We start from the raw sequence: 18,287 nt of genomic DNA on the forward strand, positions 1-18,287 counted from the left end.
CGTCTGCACTGTCTTCGAGAAGGTTGTTTGCGATGTCGATCAAACGCACGGACCGGATGCGACAGGTCCTCTCGCTTCTCCGCGACCGCGGCGAGGTCGCGTCGCAGCTGCTGCGCGATGAGTTGGGGGTGTCTCCGGCGACGCTGCGGCGTGATCTCACCGAGCTCGAGGAGCAGGGCCTGCTGATGCGGACCCACGGCGGCGCCCGTGCCCTCGATCCGAGCGGAAGCGAGATACCGGTGCGGCTGCGTGATCATCGGACAGTTGCGATCAAGCGGCGCATCGCCCAGCACGCCGCGGCTCTGATTCCTCCTGGTGCGCAGGCGGTTGCACTCACCGGCGGTGTCACCACGGCCGAGGTGGCCCGCTCGTTGAAGGGCCGCCCGCAGATGACGATCGTGACGAATTCGCTGACCATTGCAGCCGATTGCGCAGTGGACGCCCACATGAAAGTGATCGCGACCGGCGGGTTGGTCAGGGCGAACACCCTCGAAGCTGTCGGCCCGATGTCCGAACACGCTTTTCAGGTGGTCACCGTGGGGACCGCGGTGCTTGGGGCGGACGGGATGTCCGCGGAGGTCGGAGCGACGACCTTCGATGAAGCCGAGGCCCGCACCGCGATCGCCATGGCCACGAATGCGCAACGGGTCGTTGTTGCCGTCGACGGTTCAAAGATCGGCAAGGTGACGTTGGCGAAAATGGTGTCGCTCAACCAGATTCATCATCTGGTCACCGATTCGTCAGCCGACCCAGACCAATTGGAGCGGATCGCGTCGAGCGGCGTGCGGGTGCACGTCGTGGAGGTGCCCTAACACCCTCTGGTGTCCAGCAGCGAGCATGGCCCGACGGGACCGCGGTTGTCCGGAGGGTCGACTACCCCACTTGGCCGCCGGTGCTACCTGATTACCGGCCGCGCAGTTGGGGTATCAGGCCGCCATGACAACATCAGAAGGAAATGTAATGCCGGAGCCAGTCGCTGAAGAGGAGGCGCTGGCGCCCGCCACGCCGGGCGCCGAGGCCCTACCGCTTCCCGACGACGAAGTCGACAAGCCGTCGCAGGATTAGCCTCACCGACCGGCGTTGCGCGCCAGTTCCACCGCGAACGAGTTCACGAAGTTACCTGCCGGCGGGTCACCGCGGTTGCATGATCCGTCGGACTCGCCGGGCCGTTTGATCCACAGATACGCATCGGCATGCGCGCCTGCGGTGGCCGTGGTCGGCGCAGTGCCAATTGCCCGACCGTCCGGATTGCACCAGTCCAGTGGGGCGTCAGGTGCGGGCCCTGCGCCGTTACGCGACGTGTCGATCACGTAGTGCGAACCGTTCGTGAGGCCGGAAATGGCTTCGCCGTATCCGATTTCGTCTTCCGTCGTGAAGAAGTTCGCCGTGTTGAGGCTGAAGCCTCGCGCGTGGTCGATGCCGGCCTGGTTGAGCCGGGCGGCCATGTCGTCGGCGCTGTGCCAGCGCAGGTGACCTGCGTCGATGTACACCGCGGCGGCGGGATTGCGGGTCAGCGTGTCGACCGCGTACCGGATCAGGTCGTAGCGTTCCTGGCGCTGGTCTCCCGACAGGCAGTCGGCCATCGCCAGCGCGTCGGGTTCGACGATCACCGCCGCGGGCGAGGACCCGATGCCTGCGGCGATGCCGTCGATCCATTGCCGGTACTCGGCCCCGGACCCGAATCCGCCCGCCGCGAAGCTCCCGCAATCCCGGTGCGGGATGCCATAGATCGCGAACACCGGCAAGGCCCCGGCGGCCTGCGCGTCGCCGACGTACTTGGGGACGGTGGACGCCGACGAACCGGGAACCAGCCAGTACGCCTGTGGCGTGTTGGCAATGGCGGTCAACTCGGGGCTCGGCGGGTCGGCCCGCTGCGCGGCGCGCATCGCCGCCGACGTCGGGTTGACGTAGAACGGCATCCCGGCCAACGGGTTTCCGTCGTCGGCGGCCAACCACACCGCAGGCGCCGGACCGACCGACACCGAGTGGGCGATGAGGCCCAGACAGGTCGCCGTGGCAAGGAGGGGAGCGGTCAACCGCGTGACTGCGCGAGCAGCTGTGGACGTCACCCCGGGGAAATTAGTGGGTCGAAGCGTCCCGCGCCAATCCCCGGGGTTCGGGCGTCAGGCCTTGCCGAGCGTGACCTGGGTGGTCTGCGTCGCGCCGGACTGGTCCATGTAGCTCAACGACACCGTGTCGCCGGGCGCCTTCGACCGCACTGCGGCCACGAGCGCCTCGGGACCGTCGATCACCTGGTCGTCGAGCTTGGTGATCACCGCCCCGCTCGGCACGCCCGCTGCGGCTGCGGGTCCGCCGTCGACGACCTCGCCGATGGCCGCACCACCACCCTTGGTGCCGTCGTCGCTGAGCTGCACACCCAGCGAACCGTGGCTGGCGGTGCCGGTGGAGATGAGCTCGTCGGCGATGCGCTTGGCCTCATCGGACGGGATCGCGAAGCCCAGCCCTATCGAACCGCTCTGGCCGGCGCCGGGACCGTCGCCGCCGCCCATGCTCGCGATCGCCGAGTTCACACCGATCAGCTCACCCTTCATGTTGACCAGGGCGCCGCCGGAGTTGCCGGGGTTGATCGCCGCGTCGGTCTGGATGGCGTCGATCACGGAGACGTTGTTGCCGTCGCCCTCACCGGCCGCGACCGGTCGATTGAGCGCGCTGACGATGCCATTGGTCACCGTGCCCTGCAGACCGAGCGGCGAGCCGATGGCCACCACCTGTTCGCCGACCTTCACGTCCTTGGACGATCCGATGGCGATCGGCGTCAGTCCGGATACGCCCTGCGCTTTCACGACAGCCAGATCCCCGGTCGGGTCGGTGCCGACGACGGTGAACGGCGCCGTCTGACCGTTGGCGAAGGTGACGGTCTTCTTGATTCCGCCGCCGTCGGTCGAGTCGGACGAGGCGGGCTGAGCGGCCTGATCAGCACCGACGGCGGGCGCCACCACGTGGTTGTTGGTGAGGATGAGCCCATCGGGGCTCAACACGATGCCGGAGCCGGTGTCGCCCTGGTCGCCCATGTCGATCTGCAGCTTGACGACGCTGGGCATCACCTTGGCCGCGACCTGTTCGACACTGCCTGCCGGTGCCTTGACGGCGGTCTGCGGCGCCGCGGGCAGCTGCGTGATCGGCGGCCGGGACGCGGTCGGTTCGTGGGCCAGTGTCAGGGCTCCGGTGGCGGCTGCGCCGAGTCCACCGCCGACTACGGCGACCACCGCGGCGCCCGCGATGACGGCTCCGCGGCGAGAACCCTTCGGCCGAATCCTCGGGATCGGCGCCGTAACCGGTTCGTGCGCAGCGTGATACCCGTAGTACGGCGGTACGGTCGGCGGCTGGGTGTAGCGATAGTCGTACCGCAGGTGAGCGGGGATGTAGGGTTGCGCGTCCGGGTTTGGCTGCCCCGCAGGCTGGTTCGTCATGGTGTTCCGTTCTTCTTGATTCGTGAATCAGCCCAGTGGCTTCAGCAACAAGGTGCCTGCGGTGGCTGAGACGGGACTGAGAGCGTGCTCAGGGAAGTCCGAGACTTTGCTCTGGACCGTCGTACGCTCATGGGGATGTCCGAGAGGTCCGAGATTCGGTTTCTCCACCTCGGCGCCAGGCGGTTGGCGTACGAGGTGCGCGGACACGGCCCGCCGCTGATCGCCCCGGCGTGGTGGGTCAGCCATCTCGAACTCGACTGGCAAAGCGCTGGTGTGCGGAGATTCTGGGAAGGCGTCGCGCAGGATCACGCCCTGATCCGCTACGACCGGTTCGGTGTCGGCATGTCCGACCGCAGCGTGCGGGATTCCGATCTGACCCTCGATGGTGAGGTCGACGTGCTGTGCGCCTTGGTCGACGAACTCGACGTCGACCGGGTGACGCTCATCGCGGGGTCGTCGGGAAGCTGCACGGCGGTGGCATACGCGGCCAGGTTTCCCGAACGGGTTGAGCGAATCGTGCTTTATGGGGCGTATTCCGACGGCCAGGCGCTGACGCCGCCCGGCGTCGCGGACGCGATCATGGCGGCGGTGCGCGCCCACTGGGGCCTCGGATCACGCATGCTCAGCGACATCTTCCTCGGCAGCGCCGACCCCGCAGAACACGACCGCTTCGCACGGTTGCAGCGCGAGTCTGCCAGCGCCGAAACCGCGGCCGCTGTACTGGGTTTGGTGTATCGCCTCGATGTGCGCGCGCAGCTACCGTTGGTCAGCCGACCGACCACGGTCGTGCATCGCCGCCACGACCGTGCGGTGCCGTACCGGCTCGGCCGTGAGGTCGCTGCCGCGATTCCTAGCTCGACATTCGTTCCGCTGCAAGGGGTTTCGCACTTCCCGTGGCACGGCGACGTGGACGGCGTTGCACGCGCGTGCCGCGAGGCGTTGGCAGCACAGCACCGTCCCGCTGTCGATGAGCAGGCTCAGGGCCTGCTGTCCGGTCGTGAGCGCGAGATCCTCGGATGCGTCGCGCGGGGTCTCGGCGACCGCGAGATCGCCGAACAGCTCATGCTGAGCCCGCACACCGTGCACCGCCACGTCGCGAACATCCGCCGCAAGCTCGGACGGACCTCCCGGACGGCGGCGGTCGCAGAGGCCGCGCGGCTCGGCCTGTTGTGAGATGGCCGGAACCGGCCAGCGGACAGAGATGGCCTGTCTGAGCGATGCTCGCCGAGGGCGGCCGTTTGTAGATTCACGGCTATGACCGACATCGCCATCGGCACCACCAGTACCGCGTGGAGTAACGCGTGGCTGCGGGTGATGGCCGTGCTGTACGACCCGTTCCTCTGGCTGGGGGAGATCGCAGGGATGCGGCGGCGGCGCCGCGCGCTGGTGGCCGCGGCCCGCGGGCTGGTCGTCGAGATCGGCGCCGGGACCGGACTGAACGTCGCGCATTACCCCGACGCGGTCGACGAGCTCATCCTCACCGAGCCCGAGCCCGGAATGCGGCGCAAACTCGCCGGGCGCCTGCGGCGGCTGCCACGCACCGCCCGCATCGTCGACGCGCCCGCGCAACGGCTGCCGGTCCCGGACGCCAGCGTGGACACGGTCGTTTCGACCCTTGTGCTGTGCACGGTCGACGATCCGCAAGGCGCACTACGCGAGATCGCTCGCATCCTTCGCCCCGATGGCCAGCTCCTGTTCATCGAACACGTACGCGCCGGCTCACGGCTGCTGGCGGTGTGGCAGGACCTGCTGATGCGGCCCTGGCGCGGCTTCGCAGGCGGATGCGTGTGCAATCGACCGACCCTGAACCTGATGCGCGGCTGCGGGTTCACCGTGCAGGCCGATGACACGGTGTGGCGCGGGATGCCTGCGATCGTTCACCCGCTGGCAGTCGGGCGCGCCACCCGGTAGTCGCGGGCAGCGCCGCAGTCTGCTCGCGTTACTGTCTTTCGGTCGGCCCCAGCGAAAAGCCGACGGAAGAGTTGAGCAAATCCATGACTGCACCAACAGAATCGTCTGCGCTCGATGAGCGGGTCGGCCACTACTACCAGATGGACGGCACCTACCTCGTCGGCCGCGAGAAGTTGCGCGAGTATGCGCGCGCCGTGCAGGACTACCACCCGGCGCACTGGGACGTCGCCGCCGCCGCCGAACTCGGCTATACCGACCTGGTCGCGCCGCTGACCTTCACCTCTACCCCCGGCATGACCTGCAACCGGCACATGTTCGAGCAGGTGGTCGTCGGCTACGACACCTATATGCAGACCGAAGAGGTCTTCGAGCAGCACCGCCCGATCGTGGCGGGCGACGAACTACACGTCGACGTGGAACTGACGTCGGTGCGCAGGATCGCGGGCCGCGACCTGATCACCGTGACCAACACCTTCACCGACGCCGCTGGCGAACGGGTGCACACGCTGCACACCACCGTGGTCGGGGTGACCGCCGAGGATCTCAATCCGGAGATCAAGTCGGCCGTGCACAACGCGATGATGCACGACGTGGACATCTTCGGGATCGGTGAAGCCGACTACCAGAAGACCGTGCGTCCCGAGGGCGAGGTCCGCATCGCCGACGAAAGCGCCCGCACGCCGGGCACGCCGTCCTTCGACGAGGTCGGGGTGGGCGACGAAATACCCGCACGCCATATGCGGCTGTCCCGCGGGGACCTGGTGAACTACGCCGGAGTCGCGGGTGACGCCAACCCGATCCACTGGGACGAGGACATCGCGAAGCTGGCGGGGCTGCCAGACGTGATCGCCCACGGCATGCTGACGATGGGCCTGGGAGCCGGATTCGTTTCGGCGTGGTCGGGCGACCCCGGCGCAGTCAGCCGTTATGCAGTGCGGTTGTCGGCGCCTGCGATCGTGTCGGCGGCCGAGGGCGCCGACATCGAGTTCAGCGGCCGGATCAAGTCCTTGGACCCGGCGACGCGTACCGGCGTGGTCATCGTGGGCGCGAAGTCCGATGACAAGAAGATCTTCGGCCTCGCGACGATGCAGATGCGCTTCCGCTGACGCACCGGCCGGGTCAGCGGCGTGGTGTCGTGGTGACGTGCACGTGGTCAAAGTGGCCGTATCCCGATGATTGCGGGCCGGCCGGCGTGTAGTACGTGCCGCGCCAGATCACGTCCTGCAGACCGAAGCGCGCCGCGTTAGCCATCACGAACGCCTTGATCTCGTCACCCAGCGCGATGCCGGCGGGACTGCTGGGATTCGGAATCATGATGTCGATGGCGAGGCCGTTGGGATGCCACGGCTTGGAGTCCGGCCGCACCCCATCGATGGTCGCAATCTGTGGGAACCGCGCGCTGACGGCGCGCGCCACAAGCACGGTGTTGGCCTGCAACCCGGCCTCGTTCGCGACGCCGACTGGCAACGCCTCCGGGATGTCACTGAATTGTCCTGGCATCGCGAGAACCGGCGGATCCGCCGGAGCGGGCGCAACCGGTGGCGGGATCGCGGCGTCGATCACCGCCTGCTGTTGCGGAGTCAGCGCGGCGTACTGCGCCTCCGCCGCGGCGATCTGACGCTGCAGGTCGCGGTATTTGGCCTGCAGGTCCGCACGCACCGCCGCAGACTGTTCGGCCGCAGCCCTGGCGTCGCCGGCCGATACCTCTGAGGCGCTGGCAGCGGCTGCGGCACGCGCACTCGCCGCTTTGAACTCCCTCATCTGGTTCGCCGTCTGCGCGAGCACCGCCCGCTGAAGCGAGAGGTGGTCGATCAGCTGTTGCGGGGAGGCTGCGGTCAGCACCGCGGCCGTTGAACCGGTGCGTCCACTCATGTAGTCCATCGCCGCGATCCGGTCGGCAGCGGCTTGATGGGGCGCAAGTTGGGCATTCGCAGCCTCGAGCACCCCCAAATTGGCGCGGTGGCGGTCTTCGGCCGCCTTCTGAGCAGCCAGTTTGGCGTCGGCGTCACGCTGGGCAGCCGTGACATCCTCACGCGTCTGCAGCGCCTGACGGGACAGTTCGTTGAGTTTGGCGAGCGCATCAGCTGCCGGGTCCGCGTTGACGCCGCCCGCCATCGACATGGCGAGCACCAGGACCCCGGTAGCAAGACCGCCCACCATCTGCCGAAGAGGCTGGCGCGCCCGACTCATTCGGATTGTCACGATCCTTCGTTGCAGGGACCGACCGTGGCCCGGCTACGTACGTCTCGGACAGGCTATGAACTGGCACCGCCGATGTCTAATCAGCCGTCTGGGCCGGAGCTCGGTAGCTTCGGGACATGCACTCTGCGGACCCGGAAAAGGTCGACGCCGGCATCCTGACTGGGGTCTCCGAGACCGCGTTGTTGACGCTCAACGGCAGGGCGCACCAGGCCAGCCTGCCCGATGCGATCATCGAGGACCCGATGGCGATCCGGCTTGTCAGTTCGATCGACTTCGACTTCGACAAGTTCGGCCGCAAGGGCCAGGAGATGGCTTTGCGCTCGCTGGCCTTCGACCGCGCCGCACTCCAGTACCTGTCGCGTCACCCGTCAGCGACCGTCGTCGCTCTTGCGGAGGGCTTCCAGACCAGTTTCTGGCGTCTGGAGAGCGCTCTTCCGGATGCCGAATTCAGTTGGGTCACAATCGACTTCGAAACCGTCATCCGGCTGCGCCAACGGTTGCTGCCCTCCTCTGGCCGGATCAAGTACCTCGCCCAATCCGCCTTGGATTACAGCTGGATGGACGCGATCGAAACTGATCGCGGCGTGTTCATCACCGCCGAGGGGCTGCTGATGTATCTGCAACCCGAGGAATCGATGGGCTTGATCGCCGCGTGCGCCAACCGGTTTCCCGGCGGGCAGATGGTCTTCGATCTGCCGCCGGTGCTGGTGAAGAAGTTCGCGCCGAAAGGCATTCGCTCGACGCGACGCTACCGCGTGCCCCCGATGCCGTTCAGCCTGACGCCGGCCCAACTGGCCAAGCTGGCGCACACCGTGCCGGGTATCCGTGCCGTACACGACCTGCCCATGCCAAGGGGTCGGGGATTCTTCTTCAACACCGTGTTTCCGGCCTTCTGGCAATTGAAGCTCACCAAGCAGTACCGCGGCGCCTACACGCTGCTCGAGTTCGGTTGAGCGGGCCATCAACCCCGATTGCGCGCGTCTTTGGCCGCCGACTGGATGCCGCTGATGATCAGCGGCCACTGTGCGCCGTAGCTCTTCCAGCGGATCCGGCACGTCGCGAGATTGGGCGATAATCAGTGCATGCCGGTGCGCCGCGTCGCGATCTTCGTCTACGACGGCGTGACGCTGTTGGACGTCGCCGGTCCGGCGGAAGTGTTCAAAGAGGCGAACCGGTTCGGCGCCGACTACCAGATCGCGCTGCTGTCGCCGACCGGTGCGTCCGTCGCATCGAATCTCGGGTTCAAGGTCGACGTCGATGGTGCTGTCTCCGACGGCACCGCATCGGATACCTATCTGGTGCCCGGGTCCGACCGGTTCCCGCGGACTCCTGTGCCACCTGCGCTCGCCGACGCTGCCGGGGTACCGGCCGCCGGGGCGCGTCGGGTGGCGTCGATCTGCACGGGCGCGTTCATCCTGGCTGCCGCGGGTCTACTGACGGGCAAACGGGCGACCACCCATTGGAAGGTCGCCCACCAACTCGCCTCCCGTTACCCGACGTGCAGCGTCCAACCGGACGCGATCTACGTCCGCGACGGCGACACCTACACGTCGGCCGGTGTGACCGCCGGAATCGACTTGGCCCTCGCGCTTGTCGAAGAGGACCACGGGCCCGAGTTGACGCGCGATGTGGCCCGCTCACTAGTGGTGTACATGCAGCGCTCGGGCGGCCAGTCGCAGTTCTCCGCGCCGCTGCAAGGTCCACCGCCCCGGTCTCCGGCGTTGCGGTCCATCACCGACTTGGTGACGGCGGACCCGCATGGGGATCACTCGCTCAGTGCGCTCGCCAACCATCTCAACGTGAGCACCCGCCATCTCACCCGGCTCTTCAGCGAGGAACTGTCGACCACACCGGCGCGGTACGTGGAGGACATCCGCTTCGACATGGCCAGGGCGCTGCTCGACCAACGGCACAACGCGACGGAAGCCGCGGCCCTGGCCGGGTTCCCGAGCTACGAGAGCATGCGACGGGTATTCGCGAGGAAGCTGGGCATCAGTCCCGCGGCCTACCAACGCCGGTTCAGCACGGCTCGCCGCGCCGCCGACGGTTAGCAGGGTTAGTCGTCCACCTTGAGCTGGGCGCCGGTGTCGGCGACGAAAACCACCAGCAGCCGCGCCGGCTCGGTTTGACTGTCGTTCTGCGTCACCACGTGGTGCGCGCCTGGCGGCTCGGACCAGTTGTTGCCTTGGTGATACACCTGCGCGGGCTCGCCCTCGATCTGACTGCTCACCTCACCTTCGAGCACATACGCATAGACAAATGCGTCGCCGTGCCGGTGGGGCATCGCACGGGCGCCGGGCGGAAATGTGACGATCGCCGATGTCAAGGTCTTGCCAGGGATATTCGGCAGCTCCTGGGTGAGCAACGGCATCAGGGTCTCTGACGAAGGCTTCGGGTCGGCCGCGGACGTGCCGCAGCCGACGATCAGGCCCGCGATCGCCGTGGTCAGCAGGCCGGTAGTGAATCGGTTTCTGGTCATTTCGTCACCTCGATGATCGTCTTGCCGGGCGCGCGTCGCCCGCTGGTGAAGATGTCGACGGCCTCGTCGAGTGGTCGCAAGTCGCCGACGAGAAGCCGGAGACGCCCGGCGCGCACCCGCTGGGCGAGGTCGACGAGCTGGGTGCGGTCGGGTTCGACGACGAAGAACACGGCGCGGCCGTCCTTGGGTTGCGCCTTCGGTGGCATGGCAATGCTCACCAGGGTGCCGCCCGCTCGGACCAGTGCAGCAGAGCGCTCGAGAACATCGCCCCCGAGGACGTCGAAGACCACGTCGACCTCCCCGACGCTGTCGAGTGCGTCTTCTTCTTCCAAGTCCAGGAACGCGTGCGCGCCCAGCCCGAGAACCACGTCGCGGTCCTTGGTCCGTCCGCTACCGATCACCCTCGCCCCTACTTCGAGGGCAAGCTGTACGGCGACCGATCCCACTCCGCCTGCTGCGCCGTGGATCAGTACGGTTTGGCCCGCGGTGAGGTCGGCGTGGACGAACAGGCCCTGCCACGCGGTCAGCCCCGAGATCGGCAGTGCCGCAGCTTCTGTGAAGCCGATGTCGGCCGGCAGCGGGGCGAGGTTGCGCGCTTCCACGGCGGTGTATTCAGCCAGTGAGCCGTCGCGGCACCAGTCGGCGAAGCCGAACACCCGTTGGCCGATGCTGAGACCCGTAGTGCCGTAACCCAATTCGACGACGATGCCGGACAGTTCATGCCCCGGCACAGACGGCGTGCGGTCGCGGCCCGCCCGGTCGGTCCAGGTGGCGGGCCAATCCAGCTCGCCCGGCGTGAATCCGGCGGCGTGAACACGCACGATCACGTCGTTCTCGGCGGCGTGGGGGTGCGGGATGTCGGTCAGCGTGAGGCCGGCGACACCGGCGTCACGGTCGTGCACCGTGATGGCTTTCATATCGCGTCCTTTCATACGGGTTGTCGAAGGTGTTGTGCGGGGGCATGCGGTTTGGGTGCAGCAGTGCGGCGGCGCCGAGCGGCATCGAGCGTGGCGGCGACGGACACGGCTGCGACGAACGCCGCGTAGAGGTAGCCCGTCGTTTTCAGTCCCCATAACGGAGCCACCAGTCCCGCCGCCAGGGACGGCAGGCCCAACGCCGCGTAGCTGACCACGAAGGCTGCGGAGAAGACCTGTGATCGCGACGTCGCGGGGGCGGCCTCGCTGATGTCGCGGAAGGTGCCGTTGAAAGTCATTCCGACGCCGAGGCCGGATATGACCGACCCGGCGAGGAAGACCACCGGGGACAGGAGAATCAGGGCGACCGCCAGGCCCACCGCGCCGACAGACAACAGGGCGGCACCGACGAAGGTGGCGCCACGCGCCGGGCGCCGAGCCGCCCACAGTCCGCCAATGGTGTTGGCGAGGTACAGCACGGTGATACTGAGACCGCCTGCGGCGCCGAACTTCACGTGCAGCACGGTTTTGATCACCGATGGTGCGAGTGCGAGGAAGTATCCGGTGATCGCCCACCCAGCCACGATGGCGGGAACCGCAGCCAAGAACTGTGGTCGCGATGACTGAGGTACCCGGATCCGCGGGCGCATCGAAGCGCGTCCGCCGGGGCGCCGAACAGCGCTTTCGGGAAGTGCGAAGATCAGTCCCGCCAACGCGAGGAACGCCAATGTGAGCGCTGGAAAAATAACCGCATCCGGACGAGGCGCTATCTGAACGAGCAGACCTGCGAGGCCGCCACCCACCGCCAGGCCGAAGCTTGTTCCGACGGCGGTCAACGTCGGTCCGATGTGCTCGCGACCTCTCGGGGAGAACTCGACCAGCCCGGCTGCCAGAGCACCGGTCGCCGTGCCGATGGCGATGCCCTGCACCACGCGGGCGAGTACCAGCGATACGACGCCTTGGGCGGCCCAGAAGATCTCCGTCCCGGCGGCGGCGACCAAGAGGGAGCCGATCAGCACCGGGCGGCGACCGAAGTGGTCGCTCAGCGAGCCGACTGTCAGAAGTGCGAGAAGTAACCCGGCCACATACACGGCGAATATCACGGTCAGCGTCGTGACTGAAAAACCCCATCGCTCAACGTAAATCGGATATATCGGGGACGGAGCGCTGGTGGATGCCATGAGCAGCACGTTGGCGAACACCAGTACGGCCAACGCTGCGCCCCTGTTCAGACGCTGCCCACCCGTGACGTTCATTGTGGTGATCAGCTCGGCCAGGGCGCCCCGAGCATGCGCTCGACGGTAGTGGTGCGCCGGTAGTTGGGCATGAAGTGTTCGACAACGTCGGCGTTGACGGTGCCGTTCGTGGTTTCCGGGCGGTGCTTGAACCCGTCGAAATACGCCTGCAGGAACGCGGTTTTGAAGTCACCGCGCGGATGGATGGCCAGTATTTCGTCGACTTCGTCGGCGTTGAGGTCGTCGAGGCCGTAGCCGATCACGTCGGTCAGCACGCCGAGGTAGGTGGCGGCGATTTCGGGGCCCATCCGATCCGGGATGCCGGGTGTCGTGTGCAGCGCGATGGCCGCCCAGACGGTGTCCGCCGCCCCGGTCGAGAAGCCGCGGTCGAGCAGGAACTTGCGTCCGTGGTCGGCACCGTCGACCTCGAAACGCTGTTCGGCGGCGGAGAACGGTGTCACCAGACCGGTGTCGTGGAACATCGCGGCCACGTACTGGAGTTCGGGATCAGGTTCGAGACCCAACCGGCGGGCGTGAAGCCGGCCGAAGAGGAACACTCTGCGCGAATGGTGGTAGAGGAGCGGGCTGGTCATCTCCGATGCGATACGAGTCGACTCGGCAACCGCCGCCGTTTCGGGTACTTGCACCCCTGCGATTACTTCGGACATGCCATCAATGCTGCGGCCACGGGGGTGCGCAGCGCCGCCTTGTTTCAGCCTCAAATCCCTCAAATGCGGACGTCGCTAGGCGCGTTGGCTGGCGAGCTTTTGGATGAGGCGAATCTCGCTGTCGTCGTGGGCCGCTCCGCTGGGGTGGATCAGATCGCTGAACCATGTCTTGGGCATCGTGGTGTAGGGATGCTTCCAGGAATCCCACGGCAGGTACGTCTGCGTCCGGCCCGCGACGAAGCCCCAGTTGTATGCACCGACATTGCGTCGCTTCGCGACGGGCAGGATCCCCTCCACAGTGCTGCCGAGGCTGCGCGCCAGATACTCGGTGCACAAAATCGGGCGGCCAAGCGGAGCGAGTTCGTCGATGCGGGCCTCGAATTCGTTTGGATTCCCGTAGTTGTGGAAGCTGATGATGTCCGACTGCTCGAGCTGCACACTGCAGACCGCGGTGCGGCTGCCCGGGTCACGCCAATGCCCTTGCCACACACCGCTTGTCAGCGGCTGGATCGGGTTGACGGCGCGTGCCCACTGAAATACGTGTGGCAGAAATGCGGCGACCAGTTGTTGTTTGTCCGGGTCTTCGACCTTGCGATAATCGGCAGACGGGTTGTCCGGCTCATTCCACACGTCCCAACCGAGCACGCGGGGATCGTTGCGGAACAGGCCCACCACGCCCGTGACGTAGCTCTGCAGTACGGGTGTGTAGGCCGGGTCCTGCAGGCGGTAGGCACCCGGGCTCTGCACCCACCCGGAGTTGTGCACGCCTTTGATCGGCGGGCGTTGGCGGCCCGCTCGTGGGAGCGGGTCCCAGCAGGAGTCGAACAGGACGAACAGCGGCTTGATGTTGCGGCTGGCCGCGATGCTGACAAAGTCGCTGAGACGGCGGCTGAAGCCGGCCTGGTCTGCGGCCCACAGCTGGTCGTGCAGAAATACCCGCATGGTGTTCATCCCGATGCGCTGCGCGACACTGAGTTCGCCGGCGATGCGGCGCGGGTCGTAGGTGTCCGGCTGGAACATCTCGAACTGATTGACGGCGTTCGAGGTGACGTAGTTGGCGCCGAGCAGCCAGCCCTGCTTCGCGTACCAGGCGTTGGCGCGGTCGGCCGGCCAACGGCCCGTGTCACCGGATGCCAGCGGAACTTTGCTCAATGTCGCAGCTGCCGCGAGGTACAGCGGGAGCTTGAGAGCAGTTCGCCGGTGCACCAGGTGAAGATAGTGTCCTCGGTGGGCCCGTACGGCCCGCCGGGTCAACCTGCAACACAACAGGTTTCGAATTGTTACCTACGACGCTGACGCCCGTGTTTTCCGGCGGTCACGGGGTGATGTGGAGTTCGGCGCCTGGGTGTGAACTGAGCGTGACGACGACTGTGCCGCTTCCGGTGTCGAACGTGGTGTTGGCGTAGCCGACGAAACCGTAGTGCCCGTCGATCGTCGACACCGCGGTGATGTCTTTGCTCCCTGAGGCGCCGGTGTCGAGGTTCGTCCAGGCCGCGGTCACGGTGAGTGCACAGGAACCGTCATAGCTGCCGGCGTCGTAGTGGATCGCGACGCGCACGCCGTTCCCGACACGATCGCCCACCTGCACTGGCGTCACCTGCGCCTCGGCGCTGACGTTGCCGGCACACGTCGGGGAGGCCACCACCGGAACCGGATCCAGTTGGGCGAACGCTTCAGCATGGGCCGTCGACAGCCACCACCATGGCGCAACGACCGCCCCGGCGAACACGCCGACGGCACGGAACGGGGTCATGCCTTGGTTATCGACGGCGGCAGGTCCGGCGTTAGCGAATTACTCACATGACTACCAAAGGGGCGATAGCGGAGGCGATTTCGGCTGGTTTCTGTGTGTGGCTATGCGCGACCTGTGGCTTGGTGATGAGTCGCGCGCGCCGGGTGGGTGAGCGCATCGGGAATACGTAGATTTTAGTTGTGCTTAGTAGTCTTCGTGCGTAGGTCGTCGAGGAGGTCGGCATGACGACTCTCAGTCCCCCACCCGCCCGCGAACACCACGTGCCGTCGGTTGCGCCTCCGTCACGATGGCGCAGGTTGATACCGCGGTCACGTCGGGTCAGGATCGCAGTCGCCGTCGGACTGGCTGTGGCCCTCGTCGCAGGCGTGCTTGGCGCAACGTACGAGACCTCGCCGGGAGGCGCTCTGTGGGGAGCGGAGAAGGCCGTCTTTCCCGAGCACGCCCAGGATGTGGCGCTGGCCGCGGTGGTCGGCGATCTGAAGAAGGCACAGGACATCCTCGGCAGCGGCCAGCAGCCCACGCCTGATGAGTTGACCGATGCGCGTACGTCGCTCAATCAGGCCGGACAGGACTTGGACTACCTGTCGCCGTCGCCGGAGCGGACGAACCTGCAGAACCTGTATTTGCAGCTGACACAACAACTTCTGCAGTACACGCCCGACTCGGTGCAGCAACTGCCCCCGCTGCCTGCGCCGCCTCCTGCCGCGCCGCCGGTTGCCGACCCGGGCAGCCCTCCACCCGACTCGACGGATGCGGCACCCTCCTGGGGATATCCGATCACCGACGAGTCCGCGACCGCACCGCCGCCCGATGTTCCGGATGCGCCGGAGGCCGACTGGCCGCAGCCGTACGATCCGCCGCTGACACCGGACCTCGAGGACCTGGGCTATTACGATCCGTCATGGGGACAGCTCTACGGCTACGACCCCGTCGACTGGTACAACTACGACCTCAGCGGCTACAACGAGTACGGCTACGACTTCCTTGGCTTCGACCGGTGGGGCTTCGACCGCTGGGGTTTTGACCGGTGGGGTTATGACCGCTGGGGCTACAACTGGGCGGGCTACAACTGGGCAGGCTATGACCGCCATGGCTGGGACCGCGACGGCCGCAACGAATGGGGCCAACGCCGCGATCACCCCGGGGATCCGCGCAATCAGGGCTGGTACAACCGACACCACCCGTACGAGCAGTACTACCAGTGGAAGTTCCGGAACAACGACCCGGTGTATCGCCGTACGCAGTGGGATCACGCGCGGGGATTCAATCCGGATCAGTATCAGAACTGGAACATGAATCGGGATTGGCACAATCCGGTCAAGCGGGACTGGGCGCCGCTGGCCACCACCACCGTCAACGCGCGCGTGTCCGAACCGGTGGTGAACTTGAAAGCCTCGCTGACACAGTTCATCTCGACGGACAAGGCGGCGAACAACTCCGGGTCACTGATGAATGATCTGGCCAACAAATCGGTGTATGACTTCAGCCGAGAACTCAACCCACGGACCACGGTCTCCATCGGGTCTCCGCCGACGTCGGTGCCAGGCAAGCGCCCTGCAGCGCCGGGGGCGAACCGCCAAACTGCCTTCGCGCCACCGGCTTTGACGGCACCCGCGCCGACTGCGCCGCCGTCGAAGGTGTCGCAGGGGTTCAGTGCACCCAAGCTGTCGCCGGTGCCCGCATATACACCGCCGAAGGTCAGGCAGCCGGTGCGCACACCGGATCAGGCGAGGTCTCCCGGTAGGACTGGCCCGCCGAACGATGGGGCGGTGCCGCCGGGCGATTCCCGGCCCCAACCCAACCCCGAGGCGGCTACTCCGCGGGAACACCCTGTGCCGCAGACGAATCCGGATCAGCAGTCGCCGCAACCGGAACCGCGCGACCGCGCCGCGGCGCCGGATCGGCAAGAGCCACCGCAGCAACGGACCGCACCGGAATCACCGGTGCATGACGCCCCGCCTCCCGAAGCGCCAGCCCGGCACACTCCCGTGCAACAAGCGCCTGCGCCGCGGGAAGAGGCTCCGGATCGGCCTGCCCGGCAAGCACCGCCCGAGCGCGAGGCGCCCGCACCACGTCAAGCGCCAGCGCCGCGTCAGGCGCCCGCACCACGGGCTGCTCCCGCGCCGCGTCAGGCACCCGCGCCGCGTCAGGCGCCGGCGCCGCGTCAAGCACCGGCACCACGTCAGGCGCCGGCACCACGTCAGTCGTCCCGGTGTGCAATGCCGATGTGTCGATAGGTTTTCGAAGGGATGGGCGTATTCAGTCCGGGAGGACCTGGCCCTTGGTTTCGGGCGCCAGTCGAACCAGGCCGATTCCGAGCACGAACACCACCGCCGTGAGGCTGATCGGGATGGCCAGCCCTCCGGTGGCGTGGATGCCGTAGCCGATGAGGAACGTGCCGACGGCGGCGACCCACCGGGAGAGGGTGGTGGTGAAGGCGAACGCCGTCGCGCGCATACGGGTGGGGTACTGCTCGGGCAGCCAGATGGTGAAGACCGCGAAGTTGGCGCCGGCGAGGCCGAGGACCGGGAGGAACGCGAAGGTCACGCCGATGGACTGCAGCGGGTAGCCCACCCCGTAGGTGCCGATCGCCCCGACTGCCAGCAGCCCGAACAGCGCCGCGAGCGTGCGGCGCCGTCCGAACCGGTCGGCCAGCGGCGGAACGAGGAAGCAGCCGACGATGGTGAAGACCGCGACCGTCATCGCCGACAGCCCGGCGAGGCGCACTGTGCCGTCGTGGCTGTACCCGGCGTGCTCGGCCAGCGTGGTCATGGCGGTCGGAACATACGTCGAGCCGGCCCACAACCCGATCACACACACCGAGAGCAGCAGCAGATTGCCCACGGTGCGGCCTCGGTAGGGCGGGCTCAGCACGTCGACGACGGGCTGCCAGAAGGACTGCTGGCGTACCTCGCCGGAGTGCTGCTGCCAACGCTCCGGTTCGGGGGTGGCGCGGCGGATGAGGAACACGGCCAAGGCCGGGATGCCGCCGATGAGGAACATGCCACGCCAGCCGAGTTGCGGGCCGGCCACCAGGTAGAGCGCGGACACGGCGAGGACGCCGAAGTAGGCGGCGGAGTGCATGGCGCCGCCGAATCGGGCGCGCACCCGCTCGGGCAGGATCTCGGACAGCAGGGTGCCCGCCATGGCCCATTCACCGCCGATACCGATGGCGGCGATGAACCGGAACGCATTCCATTCCCAGACGTTGGTCGCCGCGCCGGCCAGTGCGGTGAAGATGCCGTAGAGCATGATCGAGGCCGTCATGGCCGGCATCCGTCCGAAGCGGTCGGCGATGGGTCCCCAGATCGCAGAGCAGCCCCAGCCAAGCAGGAAGACCGCCGCGCTGAGCTGGCCGTACCAACCGATGTTGGCTGCGGTGGGCTCGATGCCCTCGCGCGGCAGCAACGCCACCATGGTCGGTGCCAACACGAGTCCGAACACGGTCCAGTTGAAGCCGTCCATCGCCCAGCCGCCGAAGGAACCCCAGAACGCTCGGCGCTGCGTTTTCGTCAACCGTGCCGGTTCGTCTTCGCGTGTGCTGGGGGAAGCGTTCACCGAATGCGTCGGGTCCTGACTGATCGTCATTGCGGTCCTCGATTCTGGTGGCGCAAGCGGCACCGCGTGGGTGGTGACCTAGTGGATCACTGGACAAGCCAGTGAAGCAGTGATCTAGGCGACCTGTCAATAAGTC

Annotated in this window: 17 protein-coding genes; 7 read left to right on the plus strand and 10 right to left on the minus strand. The window is 67.0% G+C overall.

Annotated features, from left to right (window positions below; genetic code table 11):
* Positions 1 to 32 precede the first annotated feature (32 nt).
* A complete protein-coding gene (locus tag A5724_RS06195) occupies positions 33 to 812 on the plus strand; it encodes a DeoR/GlpR family DNA-binding transcription regulator (RefSeq protein ID WP_067797858.1) in 780 nt (259 codons plus the stop codon).
* Between the two features lie 255 nt (positions 813 to 1,067).
* On the opposite strand, the gene A5724_RS06200 is transcribed toward A5724_RS06195, so the two are convergent.
* Entirely contained in the window at positions 1,068 to 2,069 is a 1,002-nt protein-coding gene (locus A5724_RS06200) for a glycoside hydrolase family 6 protein (protein WP_067797861.1), read from the minus strand.
* 54 nt (positions 2,070 to 2,123) lie between these two features.
* Positions 2,124 to 3,431: a S1C family serine protease gene (locus tag A5724_RS06205; RefSeq protein WP_067797864.1), complete on the minus strand. Its 1,308-nt coding sequence runs from the start codon at positions 3,429 to 3,431 to the stop codon at positions 2,124 to 2,126.
* A 135-nt stretch (positions 3,432 to 3,566) separates the two neighbouring features.
* On the opposite strand from A5724_RS06205, the gene A5724_RS06210 reads away from it, so the two are divergent.
* From A5724_RS06210 to A5724_RS06220, 3 genes are all read left to right on the plus strand, one after another.
* Positions 3,567 to 4,604 (plus strand): alpha/beta fold hydrolase, encoded by a 1,038-nt coding sequence (locus tag A5724_RS06210; protein WP_067797867.1) that lies wholly within the window; start codon positions 3,567 to 3,569, stop codon positions 4,602 to 4,604.
* Between the two features lie 81 nt (positions 4,605 to 4,685).
* On the plus strand, positions 4,686 to 5,342 hold the full coding sequence (locus tag A5724_RS06215) for a class I SAM-dependent methyltransferase (protein ID WP_067797869.1): 657 nt from the start codon (positions 4,686 to 4,688) through the stop codon (positions 5,340 to 5,342).
* Positions 5,343 to 5,425: 83 nt separating this feature from the next.
* Positions 5,426 to 6,448 carry a fused (3R)-hydroxyacyl-ACP dehydratase subunits HadA/HadB gene (locus A5724_RS06220; RefSeq protein ID WP_067797872.1) on the plus strand — a complete coding sequence of 341 codons (1,023 nt, stop codon included), beginning with the start codon at positions 5,426 to 5,428 and terminating at the stop codon, positions 6,446 to 6,448.
* Positions 6,449 to 6,461: 13 nt separating this feature from the next.
* On the opposite strand, the gene A5724_RS06225 is transcribed toward A5724_RS06220, so the two are convergent.
* The gene (locus tag A5724_RS06225; RefSeq protein WP_067797875.1) at positions 6,462 to 7,532 is read right to left on the minus strand and encodes a glycoside hydrolase; all 1,071 of its coding nucleotides are present in this window, start codon (positions 7,530 to 7,532) and stop codon (positions 6,462 to 6,464) included.
* A 128-nt stretch (positions 7,533 to 7,660) separates the two neighbouring features.
* Between A5724_RS06225 and A5724_RS06230 the strand changes: the two genes are divergently transcribed.
* Positions 7,661 to 8,497 (plus strand): class I SAM-dependent methyltransferase, encoded by an 837-nt coding sequence (locus A5724_RS06230; RefSeq protein WP_197518574.1) that lies wholly within the window; start codon positions 7,661 to 7,663, stop codon positions 8,495 to 8,497.
* 129 nt (positions 8,498 to 8,626) lie between these two features.
* A complete protein-coding gene (locus tag A5724_RS06235; RefSeq protein ID WP_082964887.1) occupies positions 8,627 to 9,595 on the plus strand; it encodes a GlxA family transcriptional regulator in 969 nt (322 codons plus the stop codon).
* A gap of 5 nt (positions 9,596 to 9,600) precedes the next feature.
* Here A5724_RS06235 and A5724_RS06240 read toward each other — a convergent pair whose 3' ends face one another.
* From A5724_RS06240 to A5724_RS06265, 6 genes are all read right to left on the minus strand, one after another.
* On the minus strand, positions 9,601 to 10,023 hold the full coding sequence (locus A5724_RS06240) for a cupin domain-containing protein (RefSeq protein ID WP_067797881.1): 423 nt from the start codon (positions 10,021 to 10,023) through the stop codon (positions 9,601 to 9,603).
* Positions 10,020 to 10,940, minus strand: coding sequence for an NADP-dependent oxidoreductase (locus A5724_RS06245; protein WP_067797884.1), 921 nt, complete (start codon positions 10,938 to 10,940; stop codon positions 10,020 to 10,022). The genes A5724_RS06240 and A5724_RS06245 overlap by 4 nt, the downstream gene beginning before the upstream one ends.
* Before the next feature lie 11 nt (positions 10,941 to 10,951).
* Positions 10,952 to 12,193: an MFS transporter gene (locus tag A5724_RS06250; RefSeq protein WP_067797887.1), complete on the minus strand. Its 1,242-nt coding sequence runs from the start codon at positions 12,191 to 12,193 to the stop codon at positions 10,952 to 10,954.
* An 8-nt stretch (positions 12,194 to 12,201) separates the two neighbouring features.
* A complete protein-coding gene (locus A5724_RS06255) occupies positions 12,202 to 12,840 on the minus strand; it encodes an HD domain-containing protein (protein WP_067797890.1) in 639 nt (212 codons plus the stop codon).
* Between the two features lie 75 nt (positions 12,841 to 12,915).
* Positions 12,916 to 14,046, minus strand: a complete 1,131-nt coding sequence (locus A5724_RS06260) for a 1,4-beta-xylanase (protein ID WP_067797893.1) — start codon at positions 14,044 to 14,046, stop codon at positions 12,916 to 12,918.
* Between the two features lie 109 nt (positions 14,047 to 14,155).
* Positions 14,156 to 14,593 carry a hypothetical protein gene (locus A5724_RS06265; protein ID WP_067797897.1) on the minus strand — a complete coding sequence of 146 codons (438 nt, stop codon included), beginning with the start codon at positions 14,591 to 14,593 and terminating at the stop codon, positions 14,156 to 14,158.
* A gap of 221 nt (positions 14,594 to 14,814) precedes the next feature.
* Here A5724_RS06265 and A5724_RS06270 point away from each other — a divergent pair, with 221 nt between their 5' ends.
* On the plus strand, positions 14,815 to 16,830 hold the full coding sequence (locus tag A5724_RS06270; protein ID WP_067797899.1) for a hypothetical protein: 2,016 nt from the start codon (positions 14,815 to 14,817) through the stop codon (positions 16,828 to 16,830).
* Positions 16,831 to 16,852: 22 nt separating this feature from the next.
* On the opposite strand, the gene A5724_RS06275 is transcribed toward A5724_RS06270, so the two are convergent.
* The gene (locus tag A5724_RS06275; protein WP_082964888.1) at positions 16,853 to 18,181 is read right to left on the minus strand and encodes an MFS transporter; all 1,329 of its coding nucleotides are present in this window, start codon (positions 18,179 to 18,181) and stop codon (positions 16,853 to 16,855) included.
* Positions 18,182 to 18,287: the final 106 nt, after the last annotated feature.

Origin of the sequence: Mycobacterium sp. ACS1612, from assembly GCF_001667505.1 — a bacterium.
Classification (GTDB): domain Bacteria; phylum Actinomycetota; class Actinomycetes; order Mycobacteriales; family Mycobacteriaceae; genus Mycobacterium.

Bases quoted from the DNA above. Each gene is read 5' to 3' on its own strand.
- A5724_RS06195 (WP_067797858.1), top strand. From the start codon at position 33: ATGTCGATCAAACGCACGGACCGGATGCGACAGGTCCTCTCGCTTCTC.
- A5724_RS06205 (WP_067797864.1), bottom strand. From the start codon at position 3,431: ATGACGAACCAGCCTGCGGGGCAGCCAAACCCGGACGCGCAACCCTAC.
- A5724_RS06210 (WP_067797867.1), top strand. From the start codon at position 3,567: ATGTCCGAGAGGTCCGAGATTCGGTTTCTCCACCTCGGCGCCAGGCGG.
- A5724_RS06215 (WP_067797869.1), top strand. From the start codon at position 4,686: ATGACCGACATCGCCATCGGCACCACCAGTACCGCGTGGAGTAACGCG.
- A5724_RS06220 (WP_067797872.1), top strand. From the start codon at position 5,426: ATGACTGCACCAACAGAATCGTCTGCGCTCGATGAGCGGGTCGGCCAC.
- A5724_RS06225 (WP_067797875.1), bottom strand. From the start codon at position 7,532: ATGAGTCGGGCGCGCCAGCCTCTTCGGCAGATGGTGGGCGGTCTTGCT.
- A5724_RS06230 (WP_197518574.1), top strand. From the start codon at position 7,661: ATGCACTCTGCGGACCCGGAAAAGGTCGACGCCGGCATCCTGACTGGG.
- A5724_RS06235 (WP_082964887.1), top strand. From the start codon at position 8,627: ATGCCGGTGCGCCGCGTCGCGATCTTCGTCTACGACGGCGTGACGCTG.
- A5724_RS06240 (WP_067797881.1), bottom strand. From the start codon at position 10,023: ATGACCAGAAACCGATTCACTACCGGCCTGCTGACCACGGCGATCGCG.
- A5724_RS06245 (WP_067797884.1), bottom strand. From the start codon at position 10,940: ATGAAAGCCATCACGGTGCACGACCGTGACGCCGGTGTCGCCGGCCTC.
- A5724_RS06250 (WP_067797887.1), bottom strand. From the start codon at position 12,193: ATGAACGTCACGGGTGGGCAGCGTCTGAACAGGGGCGCAGCGTTGGCC.
- A5724_RS06255 (WP_067797890.1), bottom strand. From the start codon at position 12,840: ATGTCCGAAGTAATCGCAGGGGTGCAAGTACCCGAAACGGCGGCGGTT.
- A5724_RS06265 (WP_067797897.1), bottom strand. From the start codon at position 14,593: ATGACCCCGTTCCGTGCCGTCGGCGTGTTCGCCGGGGCGGTCGTTGCG.
- A5724_RS06270 (WP_067797899.1), top strand. From the start codon at position 14,815: ATGACGACTCTCAGTCCCCCACCCGCCCGCGAACACCACGTGCCGTCG.
- A5724_RS06275 (WP_082964888.1), bottom strand. From the start codon at position 18,181: ATGACGATCAGTCAGGACCCGACGCATTCGGTGAACGCTTCCCCCAGC.